Annotated in this window: 18 protein-coding genes; 9 read left to right on the top strand and 9 right to left on the bottom strand. The window is 66.5% G+C overall.

Translation table 11 applies throughout. The annotated features are described in order from the left end of the window. Positions 1-13: 13 nt before the first annotated feature. A complete protein-coding gene (locus NZ773_02250) occupies positions 14-931 on the top strand; it encodes a YihY/virulence factor BrkB family protein (protein ID MCS6800748.1) in 918 nt (305 codons plus the stop codon). A 5-nt stretch (positions 932-936) separates the two neighbouring features. Here NZ773_02250 and NZ773_02255 read toward each other — a convergent pair whose 3' ends face one another. Together NZ773_02255 and NZ773_02260 are read right to left on the bottom strand one after the other, a co-directional pair. Then, positions 937-2550, bottom strand: a complete 1614-nt coding sequence (locus tag NZ773_02255) for a DUF5671 domain-containing protein (protein MCS6800749.1) — start codon at positions 2548-2550, stop codon at positions 937-939. Positions 2551-2553: 3 nt separating this feature from the next. Beyond that, positions 2554-3000 (bottom strand): hypothetical protein, encoded by a 447-nt coding sequence (locus NZ773_02260; protein ID MCS6800750.1) that lies wholly within the window; start codon positions 2998-3000, stop codon positions 2554-2556. 434 nt (positions 3001-3434) lie between these two features. On the opposite strand from NZ773_02260, the gene NZ773_02265 reads away from it, so the two are divergent. The 3 genes from NZ773_02265 (at position 3435) to recG (ending at position 8496) form a co-directional block, all read left to right on the top strand. Next, positions 3435-5063, top strand: a complete 1629-nt coding sequence (locus NZ773_02265; GenBank protein ID MCS6800751.1) for a DAK2 domain-containing protein — start codon at positions 3435-3437, stop codon at positions 5061-5063. A gap of 22 nt (positions 5064-5085) precedes the next feature. Then, complete coding sequence (locus NZ773_02270) at positions 5086-5934, top strand: DegV family protein (protein ID MCS6800752.1); 849 nt, start codon at positions 5086-5088, stop codon at positions 5932-5934. Between the two features lie 153 nt (positions 5935-6087). Then, positions 6088-8496 (top strand): ATP-dependent DNA helicase RecG, encoded by a 2409-nt coding sequence (gene recG, locus NZ773_02275; protein MCS6800753.1) that lies wholly within the window; start codon positions 6088-6090, stop codon positions 8494-8496. A 112-nt stretch (positions 8497-8608) separates the two neighbouring features. On the opposite strand, the gene NZ773_02280 is transcribed toward recG, so the two are convergent. Then, the gene (locus NZ773_02280) at positions 8609-9406 is read right to left on the bottom strand and encodes an ROK family protein (protein ID MCS6800754.1); all 798 of its coding nucleotides are present in this window, start codon (positions 9404-9406) and stop codon (positions 8609-8611) included. 314 nt (positions 9407-9720) lie between these two features. After that, the gene (locus tag NZ773_02285; protein MCS6800755.1) at positions 9721-10281 is read right to left on the bottom strand and encodes a ComEA family DNA-binding protein; all 561 of its coding nucleotides are present in this window, start codon (positions 10279-10281) and stop codon (positions 9721-9723) included. Positions 10282-10426: 145 nt separating this feature from the next. Here NZ773_02285 and NZ773_02290 point away from each other — a divergent pair, with 145 nt between their 5' ends. Then, on the top strand, positions 10427-11497 hold the full coding sequence (locus tag NZ773_02290) for an LLM class flavin-dependent oxidoreductase (GenBank protein ID MCS6800756.1): 1071 nt from the start codon (positions 10427-10429) through the stop codon (positions 11495-11497). Here NZ773_02290 and NZ773_02295 read toward each other — a convergent pair. After that, on the bottom strand, positions 11484-13202 hold the full coding sequence (locus tag NZ773_02295) for a glycosyl hydrolase family 18 protein (protein ID MCS6800757.1): 1719 nt from the start codon (positions 13200-13202) through the stop codon (positions 11484-11486). The two genes, NZ773_02290 and NZ773_02295, sit on opposite strands and share 14 nt — an antisense overlap. A 180-nt stretch (positions 13203-13382) precedes the next feature. On the opposite strand from NZ773_02295, the gene NZ773_02300 reads away from it, so the two are divergent. Continuing rightward, positions 13383-14702, top strand: a complete 1320-nt coding sequence (locus tag NZ773_02300; protein ID MCS6800758.1) for an LCP family protein — start codon at positions 13383-13385, stop codon at positions 14700-14702. Between the two features lie 23 nt (positions 14703-14725). On the opposite strand, the gene NZ773_02305 is transcribed toward NZ773_02300, so the two are convergent. Continuing rightward, complete coding sequence (locus NZ773_02305; protein MCS6800759.1) at positions 14726-16885, bottom strand: LUD domain-containing protein; 2160 nt, start codon at positions 16883-16885, stop codon at positions 14726-14728. Beyond that, entirely contained in the window at positions 16882-17382 is a 501-nt protein-coding gene (locus tag NZ773_02310; protein MCS6800760.1) for an LUD domain-containing protein, read from the bottom strand. Before NZ773_02310 ends, NZ773_02305 begins: the two co-directional genes overlap by 4 nt. A gap of 432 nt (positions 17383-17814) precedes the next feature. On the opposite strand from NZ773_02310, the gene NZ773_02315 reads away from it, so the two are divergent. After that, positions 17815-19425: a helix-turn-helix domain-containing protein gene (locus NZ773_02315; protein MCS6800761.1), complete on the top strand. Its 1611-nt coding sequence runs from the start codon at positions 17815-17817 to the stop codon at positions 19423-19425. On the opposite strand, the gene NZ773_02320 is transcribed toward NZ773_02315, so the two are convergent. After that, positions 19422-21464, bottom strand: coding sequence for a thioredoxin domain-containing protein (locus tag NZ773_02320; protein ID MCS6800762.1), 2043 nt, complete (start codon positions 21462-21464; stop codon positions 19422-19424). The genes NZ773_02315 and NZ773_02320 overlap by 4 nt on opposite strands. Before the next feature lie 118 nt (positions 21465-21582). Between NZ773_02320 and NZ773_02325 the strand changes: the two genes are divergently transcribed. Next, complete coding sequence (locus NZ773_02325) at positions 21583-22125, top strand: pyridoxamine 5'-phosphate oxidase family protein (GenBank protein ID MCS6800763.1); 543 nt, start codon at positions 21583-21585, stop codon at positions 22123-22125. 116 nt (positions 22126-22241) lie between these two features. Continuing rightward, positions 22242-22673, top strand: a complete 432-nt coding sequence (locus tag NZ773_02330) for a YbjN domain-containing protein (GenBank protein ID MCS6800764.1) — start codon at positions 22242-22244, stop codon at positions 22671-22673. On the opposite strand, the gene NZ773_02335 is transcribed toward NZ773_02330, so the two are convergent. Continuing rightward, a complete protein-coding gene (locus tag NZ773_02335; GenBank protein ID MCS6800765.1) occupies positions 22670-23551 on the bottom strand; it encodes a VOC family protein in 882 nt (293 codons plus the stop codon). The genes NZ773_02330 and NZ773_02335 overlap by 4 nt on opposite strands. Positions 23552-23656 lie beyond the last annotated feature (105 nt).

Below are 23656 nucleotides of genomic sequence, written 5' to 3' on the forward strand. Positions count from 1 at the left end.
AAAACGAGGCACCATGAACCGAGTTCGGCACCTCGTCTACCTCGTGCGAGCGACCATAGACGCCTATAACCGGGCGCGAGGCGCGCGGATGGCGGCAGCGGTCGCCTATTCGGCGATCTTCTCCCTCGCGCCGCTGCTGGTGATCGCCGTCGGCGTCGCCGGCTTCTTTGTCGGCGCCGAGACCGCCCAGGCCCAAATCTACGCGCAGGTCGCTCAGGCGACCAACACCGAGGTTGCGGATCTCGTCCTCCGGCTGCTCGAGCCGACGCGCCGCCCGACAAACAACATCCTCGCAACCGCAGTCGGGCTCGGCGCGCTGCTCTGGGGCGCAACGAACATGTTCGTCCAGATCCGCGACGCCATCAACGACATCTGGGGGATCCCTCCGCCGCAGGGGCTCGCCGTTCTCGCCTTCCTCCGCCGCTATGGTCTCTCGATGCTCCTTGTCTTCGCAGCTGGCGCCCTCTTTCTGGTGATGATCGTCGCCTCCGCCTCTGTCAGCCAGATTCATGCCTGGCTCGGCTTCGAGCGGCTGTTCGAGGGGTGGTTTGTGCGGCTGTCCGAAACCGCGCTCACCTTTCTCCTCGCTACCTGTCTCTTCATGCTCATCTACCGCGTGACGCCGGACCGGCTCATCCCCTGGCGCGACACCATCGTCGGGGCCATTGCCACCGCCTCTCTCTTCTCGGTCGGCAAGTTTCTCCTCGCCCAATACCTCACCTACTTCGCCCCCGGCTCCGCCTATGGCGCAGCCGGAGCGCTGGTCGTGCTTCTCATCTGGATCCAGTTCTCCGCTCAGATCTTCTTCTTCGGCGCAACGCTCACCTATGTCTGGAGCCAGCATCGGCACGCTGTTGTTCAGGATGAGGCGGGCCTGACGCCGCTGACGCGCTCCGACGACAGTCAAGTCCCCGCCCCTGACGCGAGATAGCCGAGTTACGGCGAAGCGTCAGCGAGGGGAGAGGGCTCGCCCGGCGGGGCAGACCCGCTCCTCGCCGTCTCCGCCGCAACCCGATCGAAGAGACGACGGAGCGTGGCAAGGTCGCCTGTCAGTTCGCGAACTGGCTGTCCGTCCGGGGCGATGAGGCAAAGCCGGGCTTGCTGCACGACCGGCTGCGGCGCGCGCGGAGCGCGCTCAGCGTCAATGCGGAGGATCCGCCACTGATAGCCCGCCACGCCGGCGCTCACGCTGAGCACCGCCAGCGCCCGGACGAGGTCGGGCAGCGTCTCAACGGGGAGGCGGACGGCGAGTGCTAGCGCCGCGAACTGATAGACGGCGGCTGCGCCGGCGATGAGAGCAGCAAGGACCGCGCCAATCAGCCCGAGATAGAGGTAGAGCCGGCGCGAGAGCGAACTCGCTTCGCTGGGATCAACCCTCGGCCGCCAGACGACCAGCCAGACGGGGAACGCCACGATACCGAGGGTGACAAAGAAGCTGAGCTGCTCGCGCCACGTTCCCGACTCGCGCAACGTTGCCGACGTCAGGAGATCGCCTATCGTCCAAAGCATGCCGGCGAGGCCGACGGCAAGCAGCCCCAAGGCAACGAGGGCGACCAGATAGCGATACAGCCGCCGAACGCCGCGCCGCCGCGGGGAGTCCTCGGCGCCCGCAACAGTGTGGCGGAGAGCGCGGAGGTGGAACACCCACGCCGTGCCGTAGACGAGGGCGACAGCGAAAGGCCCCGCAAGCAGCTGGGGCAGCGACCCCGGCAGCCCTCCCGGGGCAGCCACCCCGAGAAGGCGGCTGATCAGAACAAACAGCACCTGACCCGCCTGCACGAGCGTCATGACCACAGCGACGCCGATCACGGCAAGGAGATACACGGTGCGCAGCACCGAGCGGCGGTCGTCGTCGCCGATTGGACCGGCAGAAGTCCAGCTCCACTGCCCTGCCCAGATGAGGAGACCGACAAGCGCCGGGCCGACGGCGTCGATCACGTCGGCCTGTCCGCCAACGGCCGGCGACCCGACGACGAGCGCAAAGAAGAAGCGCACGAGGGTCGCCGAGGCAGTGAGGAGGAGCAGCAGCGCCCAAAACGCTGTCCCGTAGCTATACCAGCGCCGGAGGGTCGCCGCCGCGGCCGTCTCGCCCACCGCCTCTCGGTCGCGAGCGGCAATGGTCCAGTGATATCCCCAGATGACCGCGGCCACCCCAAGCGCCGGCAGCAGCTCGAACACGTGCGGTGCCCCCGGAACCGGGAGCGAGGCGAGCGCGGCGGCAAGCGCCCTGACAAGGTGGCTGGCGTTGTACGCCAGCGCGATCATCGCAAGCGCGAGCGTCCCGTAGAGAAAGAGGCGGCGCAGGGCAGCAGCCCGCTCGCTCGGGTCGCGAGCGGCAAGGCGCGTCGCGAGCGTCCAATGGACGGTCCAGACAATGAGCGCGACAAGGGTGACGCCGACAGCGCGCGCGACCTGCTCGCGAACGACGGCGGCCGCCGTCTGGCTGACGAGGAAGAGCAGGCTCTGGAGGAGCGTCGCCACCCCCCACGCCAGCATCGCGAGACTGACGGCACTCACGAGGTAGAGATAGACGCGCCGAACGGTCTGCACGAACTACCTCCCGGGACGATCGGGGAAAAACGGCTCGGGGGGCGCGGAGATGCGCCACCGCCCGCCTTCTAGAAGCAGGCCTGCCGTCTCAGTCGTCGCCTGCCGCGGCCCGAAGAGCCCGCCCTCCGAGAGATAGACCACCGGCACCCGGGCGACCATTCCGTCGACAGCCGCTTGGCCTACTTCGTAGCGGCGCCGGTCGTTCTGGAGGAACGAGGCCAGTCGGATGAACTCGTCACGGGAGACCCGGGCGCGCAGGTCGGAGGAAAGCAGTTCGTAGGCGCGGTCTTGATCGCCTTCGCGGAGCGACCGGAGATAGAGCACAACCACGCCGCGCGGGGTGGTGTCGTCTCCCGGTTCGCCGCGCCCGCCCCCAAGGGCGACCACCGCAACGCTCAGGACGACAAGCCCGAGCACGACAGCCACCACCCCCGCCGTAAAACGGTCCACTCCTCTTCGCTCCGATGGCCTGCCGCTCCTGCTTCGTCGAGACGCGGTGTTCGCGGGTACGATAAGAGCACGCCCGCAGGCGGCCGCCCAAGGGAAGCCGCCTTGCCGCTCACACTCGCTTCGTTACGCAAGGCAGCAGTGCCGAGTTAGCGCCGGAACAATCCCAAAATAGTCTTCCACAGCGGCGGAGGAGGCTCGCATTCGTGGCAGCGTGTCGCGCCGTGGAACCGGCAGAACAGGCGGCGACAATCTGGGCAGCGAGCGCCCGCAGGATTCGAACACTTGTAGCACGTCACCGTGTTCACGGGCCCTCCCGCTGGGATCGTAGCAGCCACGCGAGGGGGTGTCACGCTCTCTGCATTGACGGGCGGCCAGCAGACCACTAAGCTCTTTGCATCAGGGAAAATGTGGTATCCCGGGCGAGAATGGCGGACGTGGCGGAGCGCATCGGAAACCGGTCAGTTCATTCCATCGACGGCCAAGGGCTGAAAGCGATACTGGCTGGCGGCGCGGCGTGGCTTGAACGGCAGGCAGCGGTGATCAACGCGCTCAACGTCTTTCCGGTGCCGGACGGCGACACCGGGACGAACATGAGCCTGACTATGCGCTCGACGCTCGGGGCGGTGGCAAATTCGCCGGAGCACCACGTCGGCCAGATCGCCGCTGCAATGGCCCGCGGCGCGCTCATGGGGGCCCGTGGCAACAGCGGAGTGATCCTTTCGCAGATCATCCGCGGCTTCGCCAAAGCGGTCGAAGACGAACCGATGCTGGACGGCGCCGTCCTCGCCAAGGCGCTCGCCGGCGCCACGCGCACTGCCTACGCCGGCATTGCCAAGCCGGTTGAAGGGACAATGCTAACCGTCATCCGCCGCGCGGCCGAGGAGGCACAAAGCGCCGCCGAGCGCACCTCCGACGTTGAGCAGGTGCTCGCCGCTGCGACCGAGGCCGCCCGCATCGCCGTTGCAGAGACGCCGAATCAGCTGGCGGTCCTGAAAGAAGCGGGGGTTGTCGACGCGGGAGGACAAGGCGTCTATGTCCTCCTTGACGGCGCGCTCCGCACGCTCCGCGGCGAGCAGGTCCCCGAAGTGAGCGGCGATCTCGCCACAGTGACAGTGGAGGCGCTGAGCGGCGAGCAGGCCTACGGCTACTGCACGCAGTTTCTCATCCAAGGCCAGAACCTCGATATGGCGCAGCTGCAGCGCGAGCTCGAAGCGCTCGGCGACTCCCTGATCGTGGTAGGGGATGAGACGGTGGTGCGGGTTCATCTCCACACGTTCGACCCCGGCGCTGCTCTCCAGATCGGAACTCGGGCTGGCATCCTCCGCCAAGTTTCGGTCGAGAACATGCAGCTCCAGCACGAAGATTGGAAGCAGACCCACCTCGCTGCCCTCAAGCCGGCGCCCGTGGCGGGGCTGTCGGTGGTCGCCGTCGCCGCCGGCGAGGGGTTTCGCGAACTGTTCCGCAGCCTCGGCGCCGCCCAAGTGATCACGGGCGGTCAGACCATGAACCCGAGCGCCCAAGACCTGCTCGAGGCGATCGAGGCGACCCCCACGACCGACGTCATCATCCTGCCGAATAACGAGAACATCTTCTTGACGGCAAAACAGGCGGCATCGATGACACAGCGGCGAGTCGGCATCGTCCCGACGCGGACGCTCGCCCAAGGGGTCGGCGCAATGCTCGCGATCCGCGTCGGCGAACAGTTCGAGACGAACCTCGAGGCGATGACGGCCGCCGCCGAGGCGATCGACACGGGGGAAATCACCGTCGCCATCCGTGACGCCACCTTTGACACCATCACCATTCGGAACGGCCAAGCGATTGGGCTCCTCAACGGCCGCGTCGCCGCCGTCGGAGAGACCCTTGAGGAAGCGTTCTGGTCGCTGCTTGAGAAGATGCGGCTCGAAAGCGCCGAAGTCGTAACGCTCTACACCGGCGCGGAGGTTTCGACCGAGGCAGGGGAGAAGCTCGCTGCTCAAATCCGGGAGCGCTATCCCCACCTCCAGGTTGAAGTCGTCGAAGGCGGCCAGCCTTTTTATCACTATATCATTGCGCGCGAGTAAGACGCGCAGCAGGGAGGAGCGCATGGTTGTCCGCATTGTGACCGATAGCACCTCAGACCTCCCCAAAGATCTCGCGCAGTCACTCGGGATTGAAGTCGTGCCGCTGAAGGTGCTGTTCGGTGAGGAAACCCTGCGCGACGGGATCGACATCGACGAGCAGAGCTTTTATCGTCGGCTCGTCGCGTCGAAAACGAATCCGACGACCTCCCAGCCGACACCGGGCGAGTTTGAAGAGGTGTATCGCCGGCTCGGCGCTTCCGGCGACCCGATCTGCGTTATCACGATCTCGAGCAAGCTGAGCGGCACGTACAGTTCAGCGATCACGGCTAAGGGGATGGTCGAGCCCGATCTCCGGGTGGAGGTCGTTGACTCGCTGCTCGTCTCGATGGCGCTTGGGCTGGTCGCGATCCGTGCCGCCAAAGCGGCGCAGAGCGGCGCGAGCCTCGAGGAGTGTGTCGCGATCGCCAAAGAGACCTCAGCGAAGACGGAAATCCTGTTCCTCGTTGACACGCTCGAATACCTGAGGCGCGGCGGCCGCATCGGCGGGGCGCGCGCCTTTCTCGGCACGCTTCTCAATATCAAGCCGATCCTCGGGCTGAAGGATGGCGAAGTCACCGCCGTTGAACGGGCACGCACGCGCCAGCGCGGGATCGACCGGCTGTACGAGTGGGCAGCTGCCAAAACGGGGGTGTCCGCGCTCTGCGTTCTCGCCTCGCCGCCGCTCGATGACGCCAAGACCTTGGCCGGCCGGCTGCGCGCCCACTTCGCCGACGTCCCCCTCTATGAAGGCGTGCTTGGGCCAGTTGTCGGAACGCACGCCGGTCCCGGGGTTGTTGGGGTCGCCGTCTATACGGGGCCGCGGTTCGACTAGCGCTGCAATGCCGAAGACGTCGAGAGCAGCGCGCCCCTTCGGGTATGTCGCTTCGGAGGAGGAGCCGCTCCCGATGAACGGCGCTCGCAAATCTGGCCTCGCATCGACCCCATCCTCTTGGGTTGTCCGCCGCGACCGGGCACAATAGAAAGCGTGACAATCGCTTCCCCAACCGATGTGCTCCGCCAGATCCTCGAGATCCTCGAGCGCGAGCGGCGCGAGGGCTGCCGCAATCGCCTCGTGCTCGGCGGCCTCGACCGCTACCTCGCCGTCTGGCTCCCTCGGCTCGCGCGGTCGCTTCCCCCACGCGCGCAGGAGGATATCGCCGAGTTTCCCTTCCGCGCCTATGCGGAAACCCCGCCGGCGGAGCGGCCGCAGTGGCTCACTGAGGTGGCCGCCTGGCTGCGCGAAACGGCGCAGCCGCGCGCCGCCCCTCCTCCTCGTCCTCGAGCAGCCCGCGCGGCTCGCGCGATGCCGCCGCCCTCAGACAGCATTACGCTCGAGACGCCGATCAGCGCCCTGCGGGGGTTCGACCGGCGGGTCATCCCGGCATTCCGCCGCCTTGGGGTGGAGACGGTGCGCGATGTGCTGCTCTTCTTCCCCCACCGTCATCTCGACCGGCGCGCTGTTGTGCCTATCCGCGACCTCAGCCTCGGCACCGATGCGACCATCCTCGTGACGATCTGGGAGCTTGCCGAGCGCGTGATCGGGCCGGGCCGCCAGCTCGTCGAGGCGACCGTGAGCGACGCGAGCGGGACGCTGCGCGCGCGTTGGTTCAACCAACCGTGGGTGGCGCGCACGGTACGGCCAGGCTCGCGCTGGCTGTTGTCCGGGCGCGTCGAGTCGTTCAAGGGGCGGCTGGAGCTGACCGTCGACGATTACGAGCCGTTCGATGAAGAGGGAGATCGCACCCACGCCGGCCGCCTCGTTCCTGTCTATCCCCTCACCGAAGGGATCGCCCAGCGCACAGTGCGGCGGCTCGTCAAAAGCGTCGTCGAGCGCTACGCCGCTCTGCTCCCCGAACCGCTCCCGGCGGAGATCCGCCGCCAAGCGCGGCTGATGGATCGCATCCCCGCCGTCCGCGCGATGCATTACCCCGAAACGCCGACCGAACTCGCGGACGCCAAGCGGCGCCTTGCCTTCGATGAACTGTTTATCCTCCAGCTTGGGCTGCAGCGCGCCAAAGCCGAATGGCAGCAGGCCGGCTACGCCGAGCCCATCATTGTCCCGCCTGCCCAGATCGATCAGTGGACGAACCGTCTGCCGTTCACGCTAACGACTGCCCAACGCCGCGCCCTGCAGGAGATCTTGGCCGACCTCGCCCGGGACCGCCCGATGGCCCGCTTACTCCAAGGCGATGTCGGCAGCGGCAAGACGGTGGTCGCCGCGATCGCGCTCGCCGCCGCAGTCACCGCCGGCGGACAGGGTGCCCTTCTCGCGCCGACCGAGATCCTCGCCAACCAGCATCGCGCCTCGCTTGGCCGGCTCTTTTCCCTCCTCCTCCCGCAGGCGCGGGTCGAGGTGCTGACCGGCGCCGTTCAGGGCAAGAAGCGTCAGCGCCTCCTCGACGACGTCGCTGCTGGCGAGGTCGCGCTCCTCGTCGGGACCCACGCCGTCATCCAAGAGCAGGTAACCTTCAAGCGGCTGCTCCTCGGCGTAATAGACGAGCAGCACCGCTTTGGGGTCGCGCAGCGTGCTGCCCTGCGTCACAAGGGGGTCTCCGGACAGCGTCATCCCCATATGCTGGTGATGACTGCAACCCCCATTCCCCGCACCCTTGCCCTCACGCTCTATGGCGACCTCGACTTGTCGGTGCTCGACGAGCTGCCGCCGGGACGGCAGCCGATCCGCACCCGCCTCGTTCCTCCCGAAAAGCGGGAGCGCGCCTATCAATTCGTGCGCGAGCAGGTGCGTCTGGGCCGGCAGGCGTATGTGATCTGCCCTTTGATCGAGGAGTCCGAGAAGATCGAGGCCAAAGCCGCGACCGCAGAGTTCGACCGCCTCCGCCACATCTTCCCCGACTTGCGGCTCGGCCTGCTCCACGGCCGGATGAAGCCGAAAGAAAAGGATGCCGTGATGATCGCCTTCCGCGATGGCGCTATCGATGTGCTCGTCTCAACGGCGGTCGTCGAAGTCGGCATCGATGTCCCGAACGCTACCGTGATGCTGATCGAAGGCGCCGAGCGGTTCGGCCTCGCCCAGCTTCATCAGTTCCGGGGCCGGGTCGGCCGCGGGCAGGATCAGAGCTACTGCCTGCTGCTCACCGACTCCGCGCAGGAGAGCGAACGGCTGCGGATCGTGGAGCAGACCAACGACGGGTTCGCCCTCGCGGAAGAGGATCTTCGCCTGCGCGGCCCCGGCGAATTCTTCGGCGTCCGCCAGAGCGGCCTCCCAGAATTGAAAGTCGCCCGCCTTTCGGATGCCGAACTGATGGACCTCGCCCGTGAACAGGCAGAGCGGATCATCGCGACCGACCCGGGTCTCGAAGCGCCCCAGCATCAGCTGCTCCGCGCCGAATTTCAGCGCATCTGGATCGAGGGCACGAGCGGCGACCGCTCCTGAACCGCTGCGCGCGTCCGACGCAGGCGGGCGCGACGGGGAACCGCTCCGCTCTGCTCCGCGAGCCCTCGGCCTGCTGCCGAAAGCAGGAGACGAGGCAGAGCGGCGGGAGCCGTCAGCGGGATGCTGTCCGCTCTGCTCTCGCCTCGCTCGGCACGGTGCGCTCCGCCGGTTCAGGAGGCAGCAAGGCGCTCGCGGCCCGCGCCGCGCCAACGATGCCGGCAGCGTCCAGCAGCGTTGCCGCAACGACCGGCGTCGAAAGGGTGAGAGAGGAAAAGAACTTTGCGCTCTTCTTGCTCACCCCGCCGCCGAGGATGAACAGGTCGGGCGCAAGCAGCCGCTCAAGGACGAGCAGATACTCATTGACCTGGCGGCCCCAGCGCCGCCACCCCCACCCCTTGCGCTGCCGAACGCTCGCCGCAGCGCGACGCTCAGCCGCCTTGCCGCGGAGTTCAAGATGGCCGAGCTCCGTGTTTGGCACGAGCCGACGGTCAACGAAGAGCGCGGTGCCGATCCCGGTGCCGAACGTCACCATCAAAACGACGCCATCGCAGCCGGCGCCGGCGCCGTAGGCCATCTCGGCGATCCCGGCGGCATCGGCGTCGTTCAGCATTACGAGCGGACAGCCGGTCGCCTGCGCCAACAGCGTCTGGCCGTTGACGCCCACCCACGCGGGGTCCACATTCGAGGCGGTGCGGACAACGCCGCCCTTCACCACCGCGGGAAAGGCGCAGCCGATCGGCCCACGCCAATCGAAATGACGCGCGAACTGAACGACAGCTGCGGCAACCGCTTCAGGAGAAGCCGCTTGCGGCGTCGGCACGCGGAGGCGCTCGCCCACAAGCTCGCCTCGCCCGACATCGACCAGCGCGCCCTCGATGCCCGTCCGGCTGACATCGATGCCAAGCACCACCGTGCCGAGAGAAGGCGGCGCTGAAAGGAGAAGCCGTTCAAGAAGGTAGTCGGCGCGAGAGGGTCGCGGCAGAGGAACATCCGTCGCCAGCGCCGCTCCCTGACCAGCCAGCGCAGCGGCGCCGCGGTCCGTCACGTCCGAGGGAAGCGCCGGGGCAGCCCCCAGCTCGAGGGCGGCCGGCGACACGCCGGTCGCCTCGTCGGCGAGGAGTGGCGCCTCCGCGCTCACGGGAGGCGCGGAGCGGCGCTGCCCTCGCCCGCCGAACAGCCCTGCAAGCGGACTGCGCCAGAGCATCGCGATCGTCTGCCCCAACGTCATGGGGCGGTCACGCGGTCCTTGACGAGCTCAAAGTTGCGCTCATTCATGATCCCCCGCTCGCGCAGCTCCTCGACCCGGCGGAAGGGGCCAACCCGCTCCCGCGACTCGATGATGCGGCTTGCAGTCAGCTCCGCAATTCCGGGCAGCGCGATCAGCTCGGCTGCCGTCGCGGTATTGAGGTTGACCTTCGCCGCCGGCGTTGGCGTGGCAGGGGGCCGCCCGATCTCGTCGCCGCGCCGCGGCACCCAAATCTCCTGCTCGTCGGCGACCCGCGCCGCCGGATTGATCGCCCGTTCCTCCGCATCGGGGGTCAAGCCGCCGGCAGCGCGGATGGCGTCCTCAACGCGGTCGCCGAGCCGCAAGGTGTAGACCCCCGGCGACACGACCGCGCCTCGCACCGCGACCTTGATCGAGGGGTCGAGCGGAAGCGGAACAATCTGCACCGGCTCCGGGCGCTCGACCCAGCTGCGTGCAAGCAGCAGAGCGAGCGCAACGAGGGTAGCGCTCATGAGCAGCAGCAGAAGGGTCGACAGCGCTGGCGGTGCGGACTTCTCCATCGTGCTGCCATCATACGCCGCAAGGTGCAGGCGGGCAATCGCGGTCCAAACAGTCCGGAGGACCTACTCGACTGGGGAGAGACGGCCCTGTCATCTGAGCGCAGAGATGATATGGTGAATAAGGAAATCTGGCGGAGGAAGAGCCATGCAGTTGGGCTACTTTTCTCTTTTCGACAATCTGCCGATCTTTGGAGATGAGCGCCGCAATCCGGCGGCGATGCTTTCCGAGCTCGTCGAGGAGGCGATTGCCGCCGACGAACTCGGCTTCAGTTCCTTCTGGGTCGCTGAGCACCACGGTCCGCATTTCGGCCAGCTGCCGGCGCCAGCAGCCTATCTCGGCTACCTCGCGGCGGTGACGAAGCGCATCACCCTCGGTCCAGCCTGCGTCATCCTGCCGATCAATCATCCGGTGCGGGTGGCAGAGGAGTATGCCGTCCTCGACCGGCTGTCGGGAGGCCGGATAGCGCTTGCGGTCGGCCGCGGAAATGAGCCGGGCGATTATGCGCTCTTCGGCGCAGACTACGACAAGAGCCGCGACCTGCTGCGGGAAGGGACCGAACTGATCGTCAAGCTGTGGACACAGCCAGGGCTGACCTTCCACGGCGAGCACTACCGGCTCGAAGAGCCGTTCACGCTCAACCAATATCCTGTCCAGCAGCCGCACCCGCCGATCGCGATCGCGGCCTACAGCCCGCCGACCGTTCAGATGACGGCGGAGCTCGGCGTGGACCTGATGCTCTCGCCGTTCGGGGTCGGCATGGCCTTCGGCGGGCTGGACAAGGCAGTGGCCGCGTTCCGTGAGGCAGCGGCGAAGGCAGGACATCCGAACCTGAAGATGATCTGCTCGTACTACTGCGCTATCTCAGAGAGCCCGGCCGATACGGAGCGTCACCAAGCGCGCCTCCTGCGATTTGTTCACGGGCTGCTCGAGATCGCCGCGGCGAAGCCGGACCCGCGGGTCTCGACCCCGCTTGCCGCTGCCCGCCAGCGCGTTCTCCAGATGCGGCCGAGCGACATCGGGCCGGACATGCTGATCACCGGCGATGCCGAGACCGTGATCAAGACCCTGAAGTGGTGCGAAGAACTCGGCATCGATGAAGTGATCCTCGACGTAAACTTTGGGTGCTATCCGCACCGCGAAACAATGCGGCAGCTCGAACTGCTGGCGCGCGACGTCTTTCCTGCCTTCCAGTCGACCAAGGTCAGCGTGGGCTGACCGCAGCCGGACGCGGCGTCATCGCCTCAGCGGGGATGATCCCCGCCTCGAGCGCGATGTCGCCGCCGTTCGCGATCGTGATGTCGCCCGCCTTTGCCCAAGGTACATCGACTTTCCAGCGCTGGAGGACAGCGCGCTGGAGGCGGATCACGGTGTGATTGCCGCGGTCTTCGACCCGTGAGGTGGGCAGCCCGAAGGCATGCAGCGGGTCAGGATGACGGAAATACGCCTGCCTGAGGGCGGGATCGAGGTCGAGCAGAGCGAGCCGCGCCGCTTGAATCTCGGCCCAGCTTCTCCCCGCATCAAACGCCGCCGGCAGGGGGCGGGGAGTCGAGCGCTCACGCTCCAGCCAGCCATCTCTCCCCGCAGCGCTCAGTTCGTCGAAGACATTGATCAAGTTGACCGCCCCCCGCTCCGGCGACCACTGAAAGATCGCCTTCTGGAACACTTGGCTGATCAAGCCATTCCAGACGAAGCGGTGCGAGCGGGGAAAGCCTACCCCCTCGACCCCGCCAAGCCGCCGGAACTCGCTGTAAAACGGCACGCCCTCGTCGTCGGTGACGGCGAAGCCGGTCCGGCCGAGTTCGCCGGTCTGAGTGAAGAAGTGACCGTTCGGGAGATCCCAGTTGGGGCGGGGTGCGCTTGTTCCCGCGGTCCGAGCAGGCTCGGCGAGCGCTTGCGCTGCTTGGTGCCCCTGGTCAAACGCCGTGAAGGCGTTCCATGCTGGCGGCCCTTCGTGACCGAGCCGCCAGGCGGCCCAGCCAGCGAGGCGATAGACGCGAATGAGCGCCAGTTTTGCGCTGATGGCGCGCTCATCCTCAAACCAGATAATCCGCTCCTGCCCATTTTCGGTGTACCGCACCCAGGCGCTCTCATGCTCGACCGAATAGCCAAGCTGGGCGCCGGGACGCTTAGCGATCGCGTCGATCTCAGCCCAGGTGCGCACCACGGCCGGTTCGCTGCTGTTCAGCTTCCAGTCGTACCCCCAGAGGCCGATCCCGAGCAGCAGCTTCTGAGGGGGCACCACCGAGGCGGCATACTCTGCGGTGCGGCGCACCCAGTCGATCGGCGCGGTCGAGCCGGGGGGACCCGAGGCCGGGTGATAGGCGTACGTCATCAAGACGACATAATCGCTTACCCGCCCAAGCGCCGCGTAGTCGTACGCGCCTGCCCAGCCCGTTGTCAATTCGCGCGGCTTCGCGGCGACGGCGATGGTCGTCAGCTTGCCAAGCGGCCGCAGCTTCGCGCTCAGTTCCTGCATAAAGGCGGTCAGTCCTGCCCGGTCAGACGGCTCTAGGGCCTCGAAATCGATGTTTAGTCCATCGTAGTCGTGGTCGCGGACGAGTTCGACGAGGCGATCGATCACTTTGGCGCGACGAGCCGGCGTCATGAGCACTGGGCTGAACTTCTCATAGCGCGGCCGGTTGTTGACGAGCGGGATCAGCCTCACGCCAGCCCGCTTGACAATCGCGCTCACCTCCGGGCGGTCGCGCCCGGACACCTCGCCGTCCTCCTCGACCGTGAAGTAGACGGGCGAGACAGCATCCAGCTGGCTAATCCGCTGCCGGAGAGCGTGCATCGTCTCCGCAGTGTAGACGTGCATATACATGAAGCGCCGGATTGGGGCCGGTTGGGCTGCCGCTGACGGCGGGAGGAGAAGGCCGAAAGCAGCAATGAGCGGAACGAGCGAGAACCAGCGACGCACGGAGAGGAGCATACGACGCGAGACGCCCGTAGTCAACTCGCCTGCACTCAGGGAGGCCTCACGCAGAACGTGTCGGAAAGGAACCGATTTCGCCGAGGACCTCTTGTCGCGGTCGGCGAGTCGAGCCTACACTCCTCCTTCGGTACCCCCTGCACTGTGGCAAACCGACGAGGGACGGGTGTGAATCGGGTGGCTCCGCCTGCTGCGCGCCTTGCCGTGATGGCGATGCTCGTGAGCTACCTTCTCGGCGCTTGGCTCATCGCCGCCACGGGGATCGGCGCCGCGCTGCGGACCGCCGACGCCTGGGCCCATCGCCCGGTTCTCCCCATCCCAACGGACGAAGGACCGAGCGCCTTTGCGCCCGGCGAAGAAGCGACCCTCGACGGGATCCCGATCTGGGGCGGCAGCGAGCGGATCAACGTGCTTCTCCTCGGGATCGACACCCGCCCCGACGAGGTGTTCTGGGAGCCGGGCCGAACCGACTTCATCGCAGTGGCAACGATCGACCCCCTGAGCCGCTCCGCCGGCCTGATCTCTTTCCCGCGCGATCTCTGGGTGCCGATCCCCGTCTCTCCTACCCTCCGCTTCGAAGAACGGGTGAACGCCGCCTATCGCATCGGCGAGTTAGAGCGCGCCCCGGGCGGCGGGCCGGCTGTCGCGCGGCGGATGATTGAATATAACTTCGGGATCCGAACCCATTTTTACGTCGTTGTCGATTTCAATGCCTTCGTCCGCGCGATTGACCGCATTGGCGGCATCACTGTCGATATCGAACGGCCGCTGAAAGACAATCTCTATCCCACCGACTATTACGGGACGAAGCGGATCTACTACGCGCCCGGCCTCCAGTGGCTCGACGGCCGCGCTGCGCTCGAGTACGCCCGCTCGCGCCACCAAGACAACGACTTCGAGCGCAACCGCCGCCAGCAGAAACTGCTCCTTGCGCTGCGCCAGAAAGCGCTCGACCTCAATCTGCTTCCTCTGCTGCCCCACCTCTTGCTGGAGCTGCGCAACGACATTCGGACGGATATGAGCCCTGCTCAGATCATGGCGCTCGCGCGGCTTGCCGCCGGGATCGACCTGCAGGATGTCACTCTTCGCTCGATCGGCCTTGAGGGCATCATTCGGGTGCCCGGGGAGCTCTACTTCGTCCCCAACCGACCGGTCGTCAGTTCGATCATTGCGGATGTCTTCACCGACCCTCGGGTCCGGCGGGAAGCGGCCCACGTCGTCATTGTCACCGACGCGACAAGGCGCCCCCAAGCGCGTCGGCTCGCTTCCTTCCTCGGCCAGCGCGGAATGACCACCCAGATAGAAGAGCGCTCTGCCGATGTGCCTCCCGCTGAAACTGTGGCGATCGACTATACCGGGAAGCCGGCAACTCTCCGCTATCTCGCCGAGCAGTTGAAACTGAGCCCCGCGCATGTGATCGCCGACCTGTCGGGGCTGGGCGCCGGCGATATTGAGATCCATATCGGCCCCGATCTTCGCCTTCCCTGAACCGCCAACGCCGCTGCCGAGCGTCAGCGAGGGAGTGCGTGGCGGCGCAGCGCTTCGGCGAGCAGCGTCGCGATATGGCGGACCCTGATCCGGTCGCCGCCCGCAGCGAGAGCGCTGTTCAGATGGAGCAGACAGCCCGGGTTCTCCGTCGCGACTTCAGGAGCGCCGGAAGAGCGGAGGGCGGCGAGCGCCCGCTGCGCGATGCGCCGGCTCACCTCGGGATGATCAAAGGCGACCGCGCCGCCGAAGCCGCAGCAGACGTCGCTCTCGGGCAATTCGACCAGCCGATAGCCCGCTCGGAGGAGGAGGTCCGCCCCCGCCGAGGGGCGACCCAGCAGATGAGTCCGTTGACAGAAGGGACGCCACGCCACCTGCCGGCCGCTGGAGGAAAGAGGCGGCGGCGCGACAATCTGGTCCAAAAAACTGACGAGGTCGAACGTGCGGGCGGCAAGCCGTTGCGCTCGCGCGCGCCACTGCGGCTCGGAAGCGAACAGACGCTCGTAGTCCTGCGCCAGAGCGATGGCACAGCTGGTCCCCGGCGTCACGACCCAGTCGAACTCGCCTTCCAGCGCAGCGATCGTCTGGCGAGCGAGCCGGCGGGCGCGTTCCTCGTCGCCCGAGTCGAGATGCGGCAGCCCGCAGCAATGCTGACCGGGCGGAGCCACCACCCGCAGCCCGCACTGGCGCAGCACCTCCACCGTGTCGTGGACGATCGCGGGCGCGAAGCGATCAGCGAGACACTGGAGAAAGAGCGCCACCCGCTTGCCTGCCGTCGCCGGCGTTGCCCACCGCGCATGGCGGGGCGGCAGCGCCTCTTGCTTGAACAGGCGGTCCCGCGCCGGACGAAGCGCCGGGCGCGGCGGGAGACGCCAGCGCTGCGGCGGGGGTAGGAGCGTCTGCAGGAGCGGCGGCGGCAGAAGGGCCGCTGCGGGAGCAGCGAGACGAAGCGACCATTCGACGAGCAGCGGGCGAGCCCAGATCGCGAGGAGGAGGCGTTTCGCTTGCGAGCCCGAGGCCACCCGCGGGAGCGCCGCCCGCGCCGCGCGGATTTGCTGCGGCAGCGGGATCGCCGCCGGACAGACCGACGCACAGGCGTGGCAAGAAAGGCAGAGAGAGAGCGGTCCCGCCGCCGCCGCAGCGCCATGATGAAACCGCGTATTTACGAGCCCGATCGCGCCGCTGTAGATATAGCCAAACGCATGGCCGCCGACGAGCTGATAGGGGGGACAGACGTTGGCGCAGGCGGCGCAGCGGATGCAGCGAAGCGCCTCTCGCGCCTCGGGGTCGCGCCACATTGCCCGGCGTCCGTTGTCAACCAGGATAATGTGCAGTTCACGTCCCGCCTCCGCGCCGGTGATCAGCGTGGTGAAACTGGTGATCGGCTGAGCGGTCGCCGAGCGCGCGAGCAGCCGGAGTTGCGTTGCGGCATCGGCCAGCGTCGGCAGGAGCTTTTCCCATCCCGCGAGGACAATCGTCAGCGGCGGAAGCGTTGTTACGAGGTCGCCGTTGCCTTCATTCGTGACCAAGAGCACGCTGCCGGTCTCGGCAATTAGGGCATTTGCGCCAATCAGCCCTGCATCAGCGCGGAGAAAGACCTCGCGCAGAACACGGCGAGCTAGGCGCACAAGCGCGGGAATGTCGTCCGGCGGCGCGCTTTCTCCAAGCACAGTGTGAAACAGTTCGGCAATCTGCGCCCGGTTTTTATGGATAGCAGGGATGACCATGTGGCTGGGCAGCTCGCGCGCCAGCTGGAGGATCCACTCGCCAAGGTCGGTCTCGACCACCGTGATCCCGGCAGCGGCAAGACTGCGGTTGAGGAAGAGCTCCTCCGTCACCATGCTCTTCCCTTTGATCAGCAGCCGCGCTCCCCGCGCTTGAAGGATCGCCGCAACCGTCGCCTGCGCCTCGGCCGCGGTCGCAGCATGATGGACAACGGCGCCGGCAGCGGCGGCGCGGTCGGCAAACACCGCGATTGCGGCTTCCGGGTCGGCGAGCACGGCATCCTTTGCTGCCCGGAGGCGCGACCGCGCTCCCTCAAAGCTGTCGCCGACCTCGGCAAGCTCAGCAAGAGCAGCGGCCCGAGCGCGCTGCCACCCCCGCTGGAAAGCGAGAAGGTTCGCCGCAAGCTGGGGATCGGCAAGCGCAGCCGCCACTCGGTCACGAAAGGGAGCGATTTCACTCATTCGTCACAGACCACGAGGATCGTGAGCGCGGCTGGACCGTGAACGCCGATCGTCAAGACCCGCTCGATATCTCCCGTCCGGCTCGGACCGCTGAGGAGAAGAACGGGAGCGCGCACTGCCGCCGCGAGGGAATGAGCTGCGGCAAGCGCTTCCGGCAGCGTCGGGATGAGCCGCTCCTGCGGCAGCACGACCACCAGATGCTCGGCGAGCAGGCAGCACGCCCGGTCGTCTGTCGGCTCGACGATGACCACGCTGCCCGTCTCGGCGACCCCCACCTGTCCCAGGACGACAACCTCTGACTGCAGCCGCGCTGCCGGAGGACGATCGCACCCAAGCCACGCCCGAGCGGAGGCGGTAGCGCCGGCGCCGGCAGGAACTGCCTCGCCTACCTGCGACCGCGGGATCAGCCGCGCTTCCGCTCCAAGCAGCTGAGCGCGCCGCAAGAACCCAGCAATGATGTCGGTCACCCAAACCGCTCCGCCACGGAATAATCGCATGCCGTCATGAGAATGGCATACCCACCGCTGTATCGCGCAGAACGCAGTCAAGCACGCACGCGGCGCCGGAAATCATCGCGTTCCTCTTTTCCGCAACATGCAAGGTCAGCATTGTGTGCCAGCCAGACAGTCCTACGACAGGCTGGACGGCGCGGAAAGAGCGCCACCGATCGCGAAGACCCTTAGCGAGAACAGAGCTGGCAAATGCTACGTCAAACATCGTACTTTTCTCGTTCTCCGCCCTTCATGTGCGCCAAGGGAATGGACAGCGTTCGAGGTTTAAATTAAGGTTGGTCTTAACGTAGCGTGACGCTCGACCGATGAACCTGCTCGCGGTCCCCGCCCCGTCCTCGGACCGAGCAGGAGCACTCGTCTGAAGGGATGTCCTCGCACCATCCACACGTGCCGAGGACTCGGATGGAAGGAGCATCAATGGGACGCAGAGAAAAGGTGGTGGCCGCCGAGCCAAACACCATCGAATCGCTTGGCGCAACCTTGCGTCGGGCTCGGCAGCAGAAGAGCATCTCTCTGACTGATCTTGCACAACGGCTCGGCTATTCGAAGAGCCACCTCTCGGTCGTCGAGACCGGACGCGTATGGCCATCGCGAGAACTGCTCCAAGCTTACGAAGAGGCGCTCGACCTCCAGAGTTCGTCGCTGGTGCAGCTGGCTGAGTCGCTCGCCCCGCTTCGCCGTTCACGCGCCTCTGCTCCTTATGTCGGGGCGTCAATCGAAACGCTGCTGCGGCGGGTAGCGCGCGGGGTTGGCGAACGAATCCGGCCCGAAGGGCGCGAGCGCGGCCGCACGAGCCCCCCGGGCAACGGCACCGCGACCCGAGAGACCCAGACCGCGATTGAGTGGGCCTGCAACCTTGTTGATTGGGCAGCGAACCATCCTCCCGTTCCCCCCCGGGAAGAGATCATCGTTGTTGGCTTCAGCGCTGCCGATGTCATCCCAACGCTCACCGACTCCGGCGCGCCGTTCAAGGCAGCGCTCCAAGGCGCGCTCAGCAACGGCTGGAATGTCTCGCAGCTGCGCTGGCTCGACAGCAGCGAGGAGTATCGCCTCTCTCTATTTGTGGGCATGCTGGATTTTTATGGATTTCGCGGCACCTACCGTCCGTTCATCCTGCCGACGACGAAAGGGCTCGGGACGCCTCCCTACGGACTTGTCGCCGTTCCCGGGTACGGCGCGCTCCTGCTGCTTCCGACCCGCACCGACCGAGTTGGCCACTACGCTGTCTACGCCGCGCTGTCGTTCAGCGACCCGGAGACGACGGCAATTCTCTGGGAGAACGGCGCTGCGCTTCGCGACCTTGGACAGTCCCTCGCGACGACGTATGAGCGCCCCTTGGACTGGCGCTCTGCCCGTACGCCTCGGGAGGAGTGGGCGCGTTTCAGCGAGGCCGAAACGCGCACCATCATCCAGCCCGGCGACCGCCTCCTCGTCCGCGATGGCATCGGCTCGCCGGGGCTGCTGGCGGATGATCGCCTCGAGAGCGACCTTGCGCGAGAGAAAGAGGACCCGGCATGGGAGCCGTTCTTGCGGACACTGCAGAGCGACCGCCGCCTGCAGCAAACCGCTTTCCGAGACCAAGCCCGCGTCCATCTGTATCGCGAACTGCTGACAAAGCGCGGGCTTGAACGGTTTGCCGACGGCGTGCCTAGCCCGCTCGACGCCAGCATCCCGTCCCTCAGCAGCGACCAGCGTGCCGCCTGGCTTCGGACGCTTGCTGCGCTGCTGCTGAACTCACCTCAGTATGAAATCGGTCTCCTCGACGAAGTGCCGGATTGGCTTGCCCCCGGAGGCGGCTGGCTGGTCAAGGGCACAAGCGCAGATGGTTTCGTTCATTTCGAGACGCTCGCCCGGCACGACGGCGCCCCGGCTCAGCTGCTGATCGAGATCCGCGACGCGATCCTCACTCAAGGGATGCGCGACTATTTCTTCGCGTTGTGGGAACGAGTGCCGCTCGCCAACCGCACGAAGGAGGCGGTCGCCGAGTATCTGCAGCAGCTTGCCCAGCGTGCCGAAAGCGCGCGCTAACGCCGCCCGGCGGCGAGCAGGGCGCTGAGCGCGTCGGGGTCCGTGACCGGCGCTTGGCAGACATAGTGCCGGCAGACATAGACTGCCGGCCGCCCGTCAATCGGGGTCTTCCCTGCCGTCAGCGGTGTTGGGCGCGCAGGGTCAGCGAAGGCGACGATTTTGTTCGGCAGATAGGGACGGCGCACGCGGCGCAGGAGTTCGTGAGCCTCGCTGCTCCCAAGGTCGCCGGCGAGGACGATTTCCAACGGCTCGCTGACGGCGAAGTCGAGCGCGGCGAGAAGCCGACCAAACGCCGAGGGCGCGCGTTCAAGATAGAGCACGAACGAGCGGAGCACCGTTGTCGCGCGCCGCTCATACTCTTCGTTGCCGGTGTGCAGCGCAAGGCGCGCCAGCGCATCGACCGCCGCTGAGTTGCCAGAGGGAGTCGCGTTGTCGAAGACATCGCGCGGGCGAAGGATGAGCTGCTCCTGGTCAGCTGCGATGTCGTAGAAGCCGTCTCTGGTTTCATCCCAGAACAGCCGGATCATGTCGCGCGCGAGGAGATCCGCTGCCTCAATCCAGCGGGGCGCAAACGTCAGCTCGTAGAGCGCGATCAGCCCGTCGATCAAGTTGGCGTAGTCCTCGAGATAGCCGAGAATGTGGGCCCGGCCATCTTTCCACGTGCGCAGCAGCCGCCCATTTGGTCGCATTGCGTCGAGCAGGAACGCAGCGTTTGCCTCAGCAGCGCGGCGGTATTCCGGCCGTTCGAGCACGGCCGCCGCTTCGGCGAAAGCGCGAAGCATCAGCCCGTTCCAGCTTGTCAGCACCTTTTCGTCGCGCCCGGGTTTGACCCGCTGCTCTCGGGCTTGGAAGAGGATGCGGCGTCCTCGCGCCAGCGCCTGCTCAACCTCTTCTTCCGCAAGCCCCAGCTGTCTCGCGGCGTCAGCGGGGGGGAGCGCCACGTGCAGGACAGAGGCGTGCTCAAAATTGCCCTCCGCCGTCACTCCATAGACGAGGGAGAAGATCCGGGCATCTGTCTCGCCAAGCAGTGCGCGCACCTCGTCCAACGTCCAGAGGAAAAACTTGCCCTCTTCTCCCTCGCTGTCGGCATCCTGAGACGAGTAGAACCCTCCCTCCGGAGCGGTCATCTCGCGCAGGACGTAGTCCAGCGTTTCTTCCGCGATCCGGCGATAGAACGGCTCGCCAGTGAACTGATAGGCAGCGAGATAGACCCGGGCGAGCTGCGCATTGTCGTACAGCATCTTCTCGAAGTGCGGCACCAGCCAAGAATCGTCGGTCGAGTAGCGATGAAAGCCGCCGCCCAGCTGGTCATACATCCCTCCTTCAGCCATCTTGCGGAGGGTGCGCTCAACCATGGCGCGAGCGCGGGCATCGCCCGTGCGCGCGGCAACGCGCAGCAGCACGTCGAGGATCATCGGCTGGGGGAACTTCGGCGCCCCGCCGAACCCGCCGGCGCGGGGGTCAAAAGAGAGAGCGAACTGCTGGACGGCGCGGTCGAGGATGTCCGGGTGCAGCAGTCGCTGCGGACCGCCGAGCTCTTGCGACTGACGAAGTTGCTCGGTGATCCGGCGCGCGCTCTCGATGACCGCGCCGCGTCGCGAACGATATGCCTCAGCGGCTGCGCGAAGCACCCGCGGAAAGCCGGGCATGCCTCCCCGGTCCTCGGGAGGAAAGTAGGTGCCGCCGTAGTAGGGGTGTCCCTCGGGCGTCAGGAACACCGTCATCGGCCAGCCGCCGTGACCCGTCATCAGTTGGACGGCCGCCATGTAGATCTGGTCCAAATCTGGCCGCTCCTCGCGGTCGACCTTGATGTTGATGAACAGCTCGTTCATCAGCGCCGCGATTTCCTCATTCTCAAAAGACTCGCGCTCCATGACATGGCACCAGTGGCAGGCGGAGTAGCCGATCGAAAGGAGGATCGGCTTGTCCTCCTCACGAGCGCGGCGCAGCGCCTCCTCTCCCCACGGATACCAATCCACGGGGTTGTGGGCGTGCTGCAGCAGATAGGGGCTCGTTTCGAATTGAAGGCGGTTGGCCATGCTCTCCTCGGTGACGCCGATTCGCTAAAGTGTGCCACGCCGCGCCAAGGAGAGCGCGAGTTGTTGGCGAGAACGCGATGGCCTATTTTGGGCGCGCAGAAGCGGAGGGAGGAACACGATGGAGAACGCTTATCGAGCGCAATATCGGCAGATGACGCGGGCGCAGATCCTGCAGGAGGAGCGCGAGGCGACCCCGGAACAAGCCGAGCAGGTGCGGGAAGCGATCAAGGAATGGATCAAGCATTCCTCACCGCACACCGCGAAGTTCCTGATCACGCTGCGGAAGGATGGCCGTCCGCATTGCCGGCCGGTGAGCGCTTTCGTGGAGGGGTGGACCGTCGGAACGATCAGTCAAGGGGAGCACCTGAAGAACCAGCATATCCGCAACAACCCGGTCGTCGCCTATCTCTGGGTCGAGAAATGTCCCCCCGAAAACCAATGGCTCAAGAGTGTCTGGATGCAAGGGATCTGCGAGATCATCGAGGACGAGGCGGAGATCCAGGCGTTCTTCGACCGGCGCGAAGCGGCGACGGGGGTCGGCAACAATCACCCAAATGAGCCCTGGAAAAAGCTGCTGCTGCGCACCACTCCCCAGCTGGTGCGCGCAGAAGGCTTTCTCGGTCCGACGAAACCGGTTCTCCTGCGCGACTTCTCCCGGTAAAGGCAATCGCACTTTGCGCGCCGTCGCGGAATACCTGCTTGGCGAGAAGCGGCAGACGCGCCGGCGCGCCCAGTCGCACTTTGCGCGTCGCCACGGAATACCGCTTGGGAGGGAAGATGAACACACGCAGTCGAATCGAAGAAGTGTGCGGCGCGCTCGGCCTCCGGTTTTCGCCGGCAGGGCACGACTCCATCATCATTCGCTTCGGCCCGCCGACGACAAGCATCGTCGTTCAGGCGCGCGACCTCGTGGTGAAGCTGGACCGCCCCTGCGGCATTGTGCTTCAGTCGGCGCTTCCTGCCGCCATTCAAGAAGCCAACCGGCTGAACGCAGAGATCATGCCGATGGGCGCGTTTACGGTCCGAGAGCGGGATCGGCTGCTGAGCTTCGGACTGGCTCTCATCGCCCCCACGGGGCTGACACCAGAGCAGCTTGACATCGGGCTGGCGGCGGTCGTCCTTAATCCGTTCGCTGCCCGCTTCGCGCCGTTTCTCGAGCAGACGCTCGGCGATCTTGACTGCACCCGCTGGTGGAACGGAGCCGCCTAGCGGCGGCGCGCCGCCCAGCGCCGGGCCGATTCTTGGTCCTCAGGACGAGGCGAGTCCGGCGGCCGCTCCTGCATGCCCCAGAGAATGCCGTCCGGGTCGGTGAAATAGGCAAGACGCCCCGACCCCTCAAACGGCGGGTTGACGAAGCGCACGCCTTTCGCCAGCAGGGCAGCAGCAAGCTCGTCAAGCCGGTGAACGCGCATTATGACGCAATTGCTCGCTTGGCTGCGGTCCTGCAGCGGCGGCTGCGGCTGGCCGCCCGGCTGGATATCCAGCAGCGCCGTCTCCCCTAAATCGAACATCGCCCCGCCCGCGCGTTCACGGACAAGAGGAAAGCCGAGAACATCGCGGTAGAACACCTTTGACCGCTCGAGGTCGGTCACGCGAAGCACTACCCAGCCGAGCGACTGAATATCCGGCGGCAGGGAAGGCACCCCCGGGATCCTAGTCGCGCCGGCGTCCCAGCGCCGCCACGCTTCCTGATCTTGGGGACGCGATGACCCTCGGCTCCGCTCTTGGAGCCCAGTGACATTGCCGGAAGGGTCGAGAAAATAGGCGAGCCGACTGTCCGGTTCAGGGCGAAAGTCATTGATGAAGATCGTCCCGGCCGCCTTGAGGCGGTCGATCGTGCCTTGGATGCCGTGGCACCGGAACACGGGGATGAGCGGCGCCTGGGCGCGGTCGGTGTAGCGCGGCGGACGCGTCCCGCCGGGCGACACCCACAGGATCGTCGTCTCGCCCGCCCAAAACATCTGCGAGTTCGGCCGGCCACGAAGCCCCGGCAGGCCGACGACGTCGCGATAAAACGCAATCGTCGGATGCGGGTCGGGCGTTCTCCGCGCAAACCAGCCTATCCCTTGGTAGTGGTCCCAAGGCATTGCTCTCCCCCTGCCGCCGTCACGATCTCGCTGCCCGCTCTGACGCCTTCAGCGTGCCTCCGCGTATGGTACCGAGCCGCCGGCTTTCTGTCCTCCCGCAGAAAC

The sequence above is a fragment of the Dehalococcoidia bacterium genome, from assembly GCA_025054935.1.
Lineage (GTDB): Bacteria > Chloroflexota > Dehalococcoidia > SpSt-223 > SpSt-223 > JANWZD01.

Excerpts from the sequence above, each read along its gene's own strand:
- NZ773_02335 (MCS6800765.1), bottom strand. The coding sequence starts at position 23,551 with ATGCCTTGGGACCACTACCAAGGGATAGGCTGGTTTGCGCGGAGAACG.
- NZ773_02305 (MCS6800759.1), bottom strand. The coding sequence starts at position 16,885 with ATGAGTGAAATCGCTCCCTTTCGTGACCGAGTGGCGGCTGCGCTTGCC.
- NZ773_02290 (MCS6800756.1), top strand. The coding sequence starts at position 10,427 with ATGCAGTTGGGCTACTTTTCTCTTTTCGACAATCTGCCGATCTTTGGA.
- NZ773_02250 (MCS6800748.1), top strand. The coding sequence starts at position 14 with ATGAACCGAGTTCGGCACCTCGTCTACCTCGTGCGAGCGACCATAGAC.
- NZ773_02310 (MCS6800760.1), bottom strand. The coding sequence starts at position 17,382 with ATGCGATTATTCCGTGGCGGAGCGGTTTGGGTGACCGACATCATTGCT.
- NZ773_02315 (MCS6800761.1), top strand. The coding sequence starts at position 17,815 with ATGGGACGCAGAGAAAAGGTGGTGGCCGCCGAGCCAAACACCATCGAA.
- NZ773_02270 (MCS6800752.1), top strand. The coding sequence starts at position 5,086 with ATGGTTGTCCGCATTGTGACCGATAGCACCTCAGACCTCCCCAAAGAT.
- NZ773_02285 (MCS6800755.1), bottom strand. The coding sequence starts at position 10,281 with ATGGAGAAGTCCGCACCGCCAGCGCTGTCGACCCTTCTGCTGCTGCTC.
- NZ773_02320 (MCS6800762.1), bottom strand. The coding sequence starts at position 21,464 with ATGGCCAACCGCCTTCAATTCGAAACGAGCCCCTATCTGCTGCAGCAC.
- NZ773_02330 (MCS6800764.1), top strand. The coding sequence starts at position 22,242 with ATGAACACACGCAGTCGAATCGAAGAAGTGTGCGGCGCGCTCGGCCTC.
- NZ773_02325 (MCS6800763.1), top strand. The coding sequence starts at position 21,583 with ATGGAGAACGCTTATCGAGCGCAATATCGGCAGATGACGCGGGCGCAG.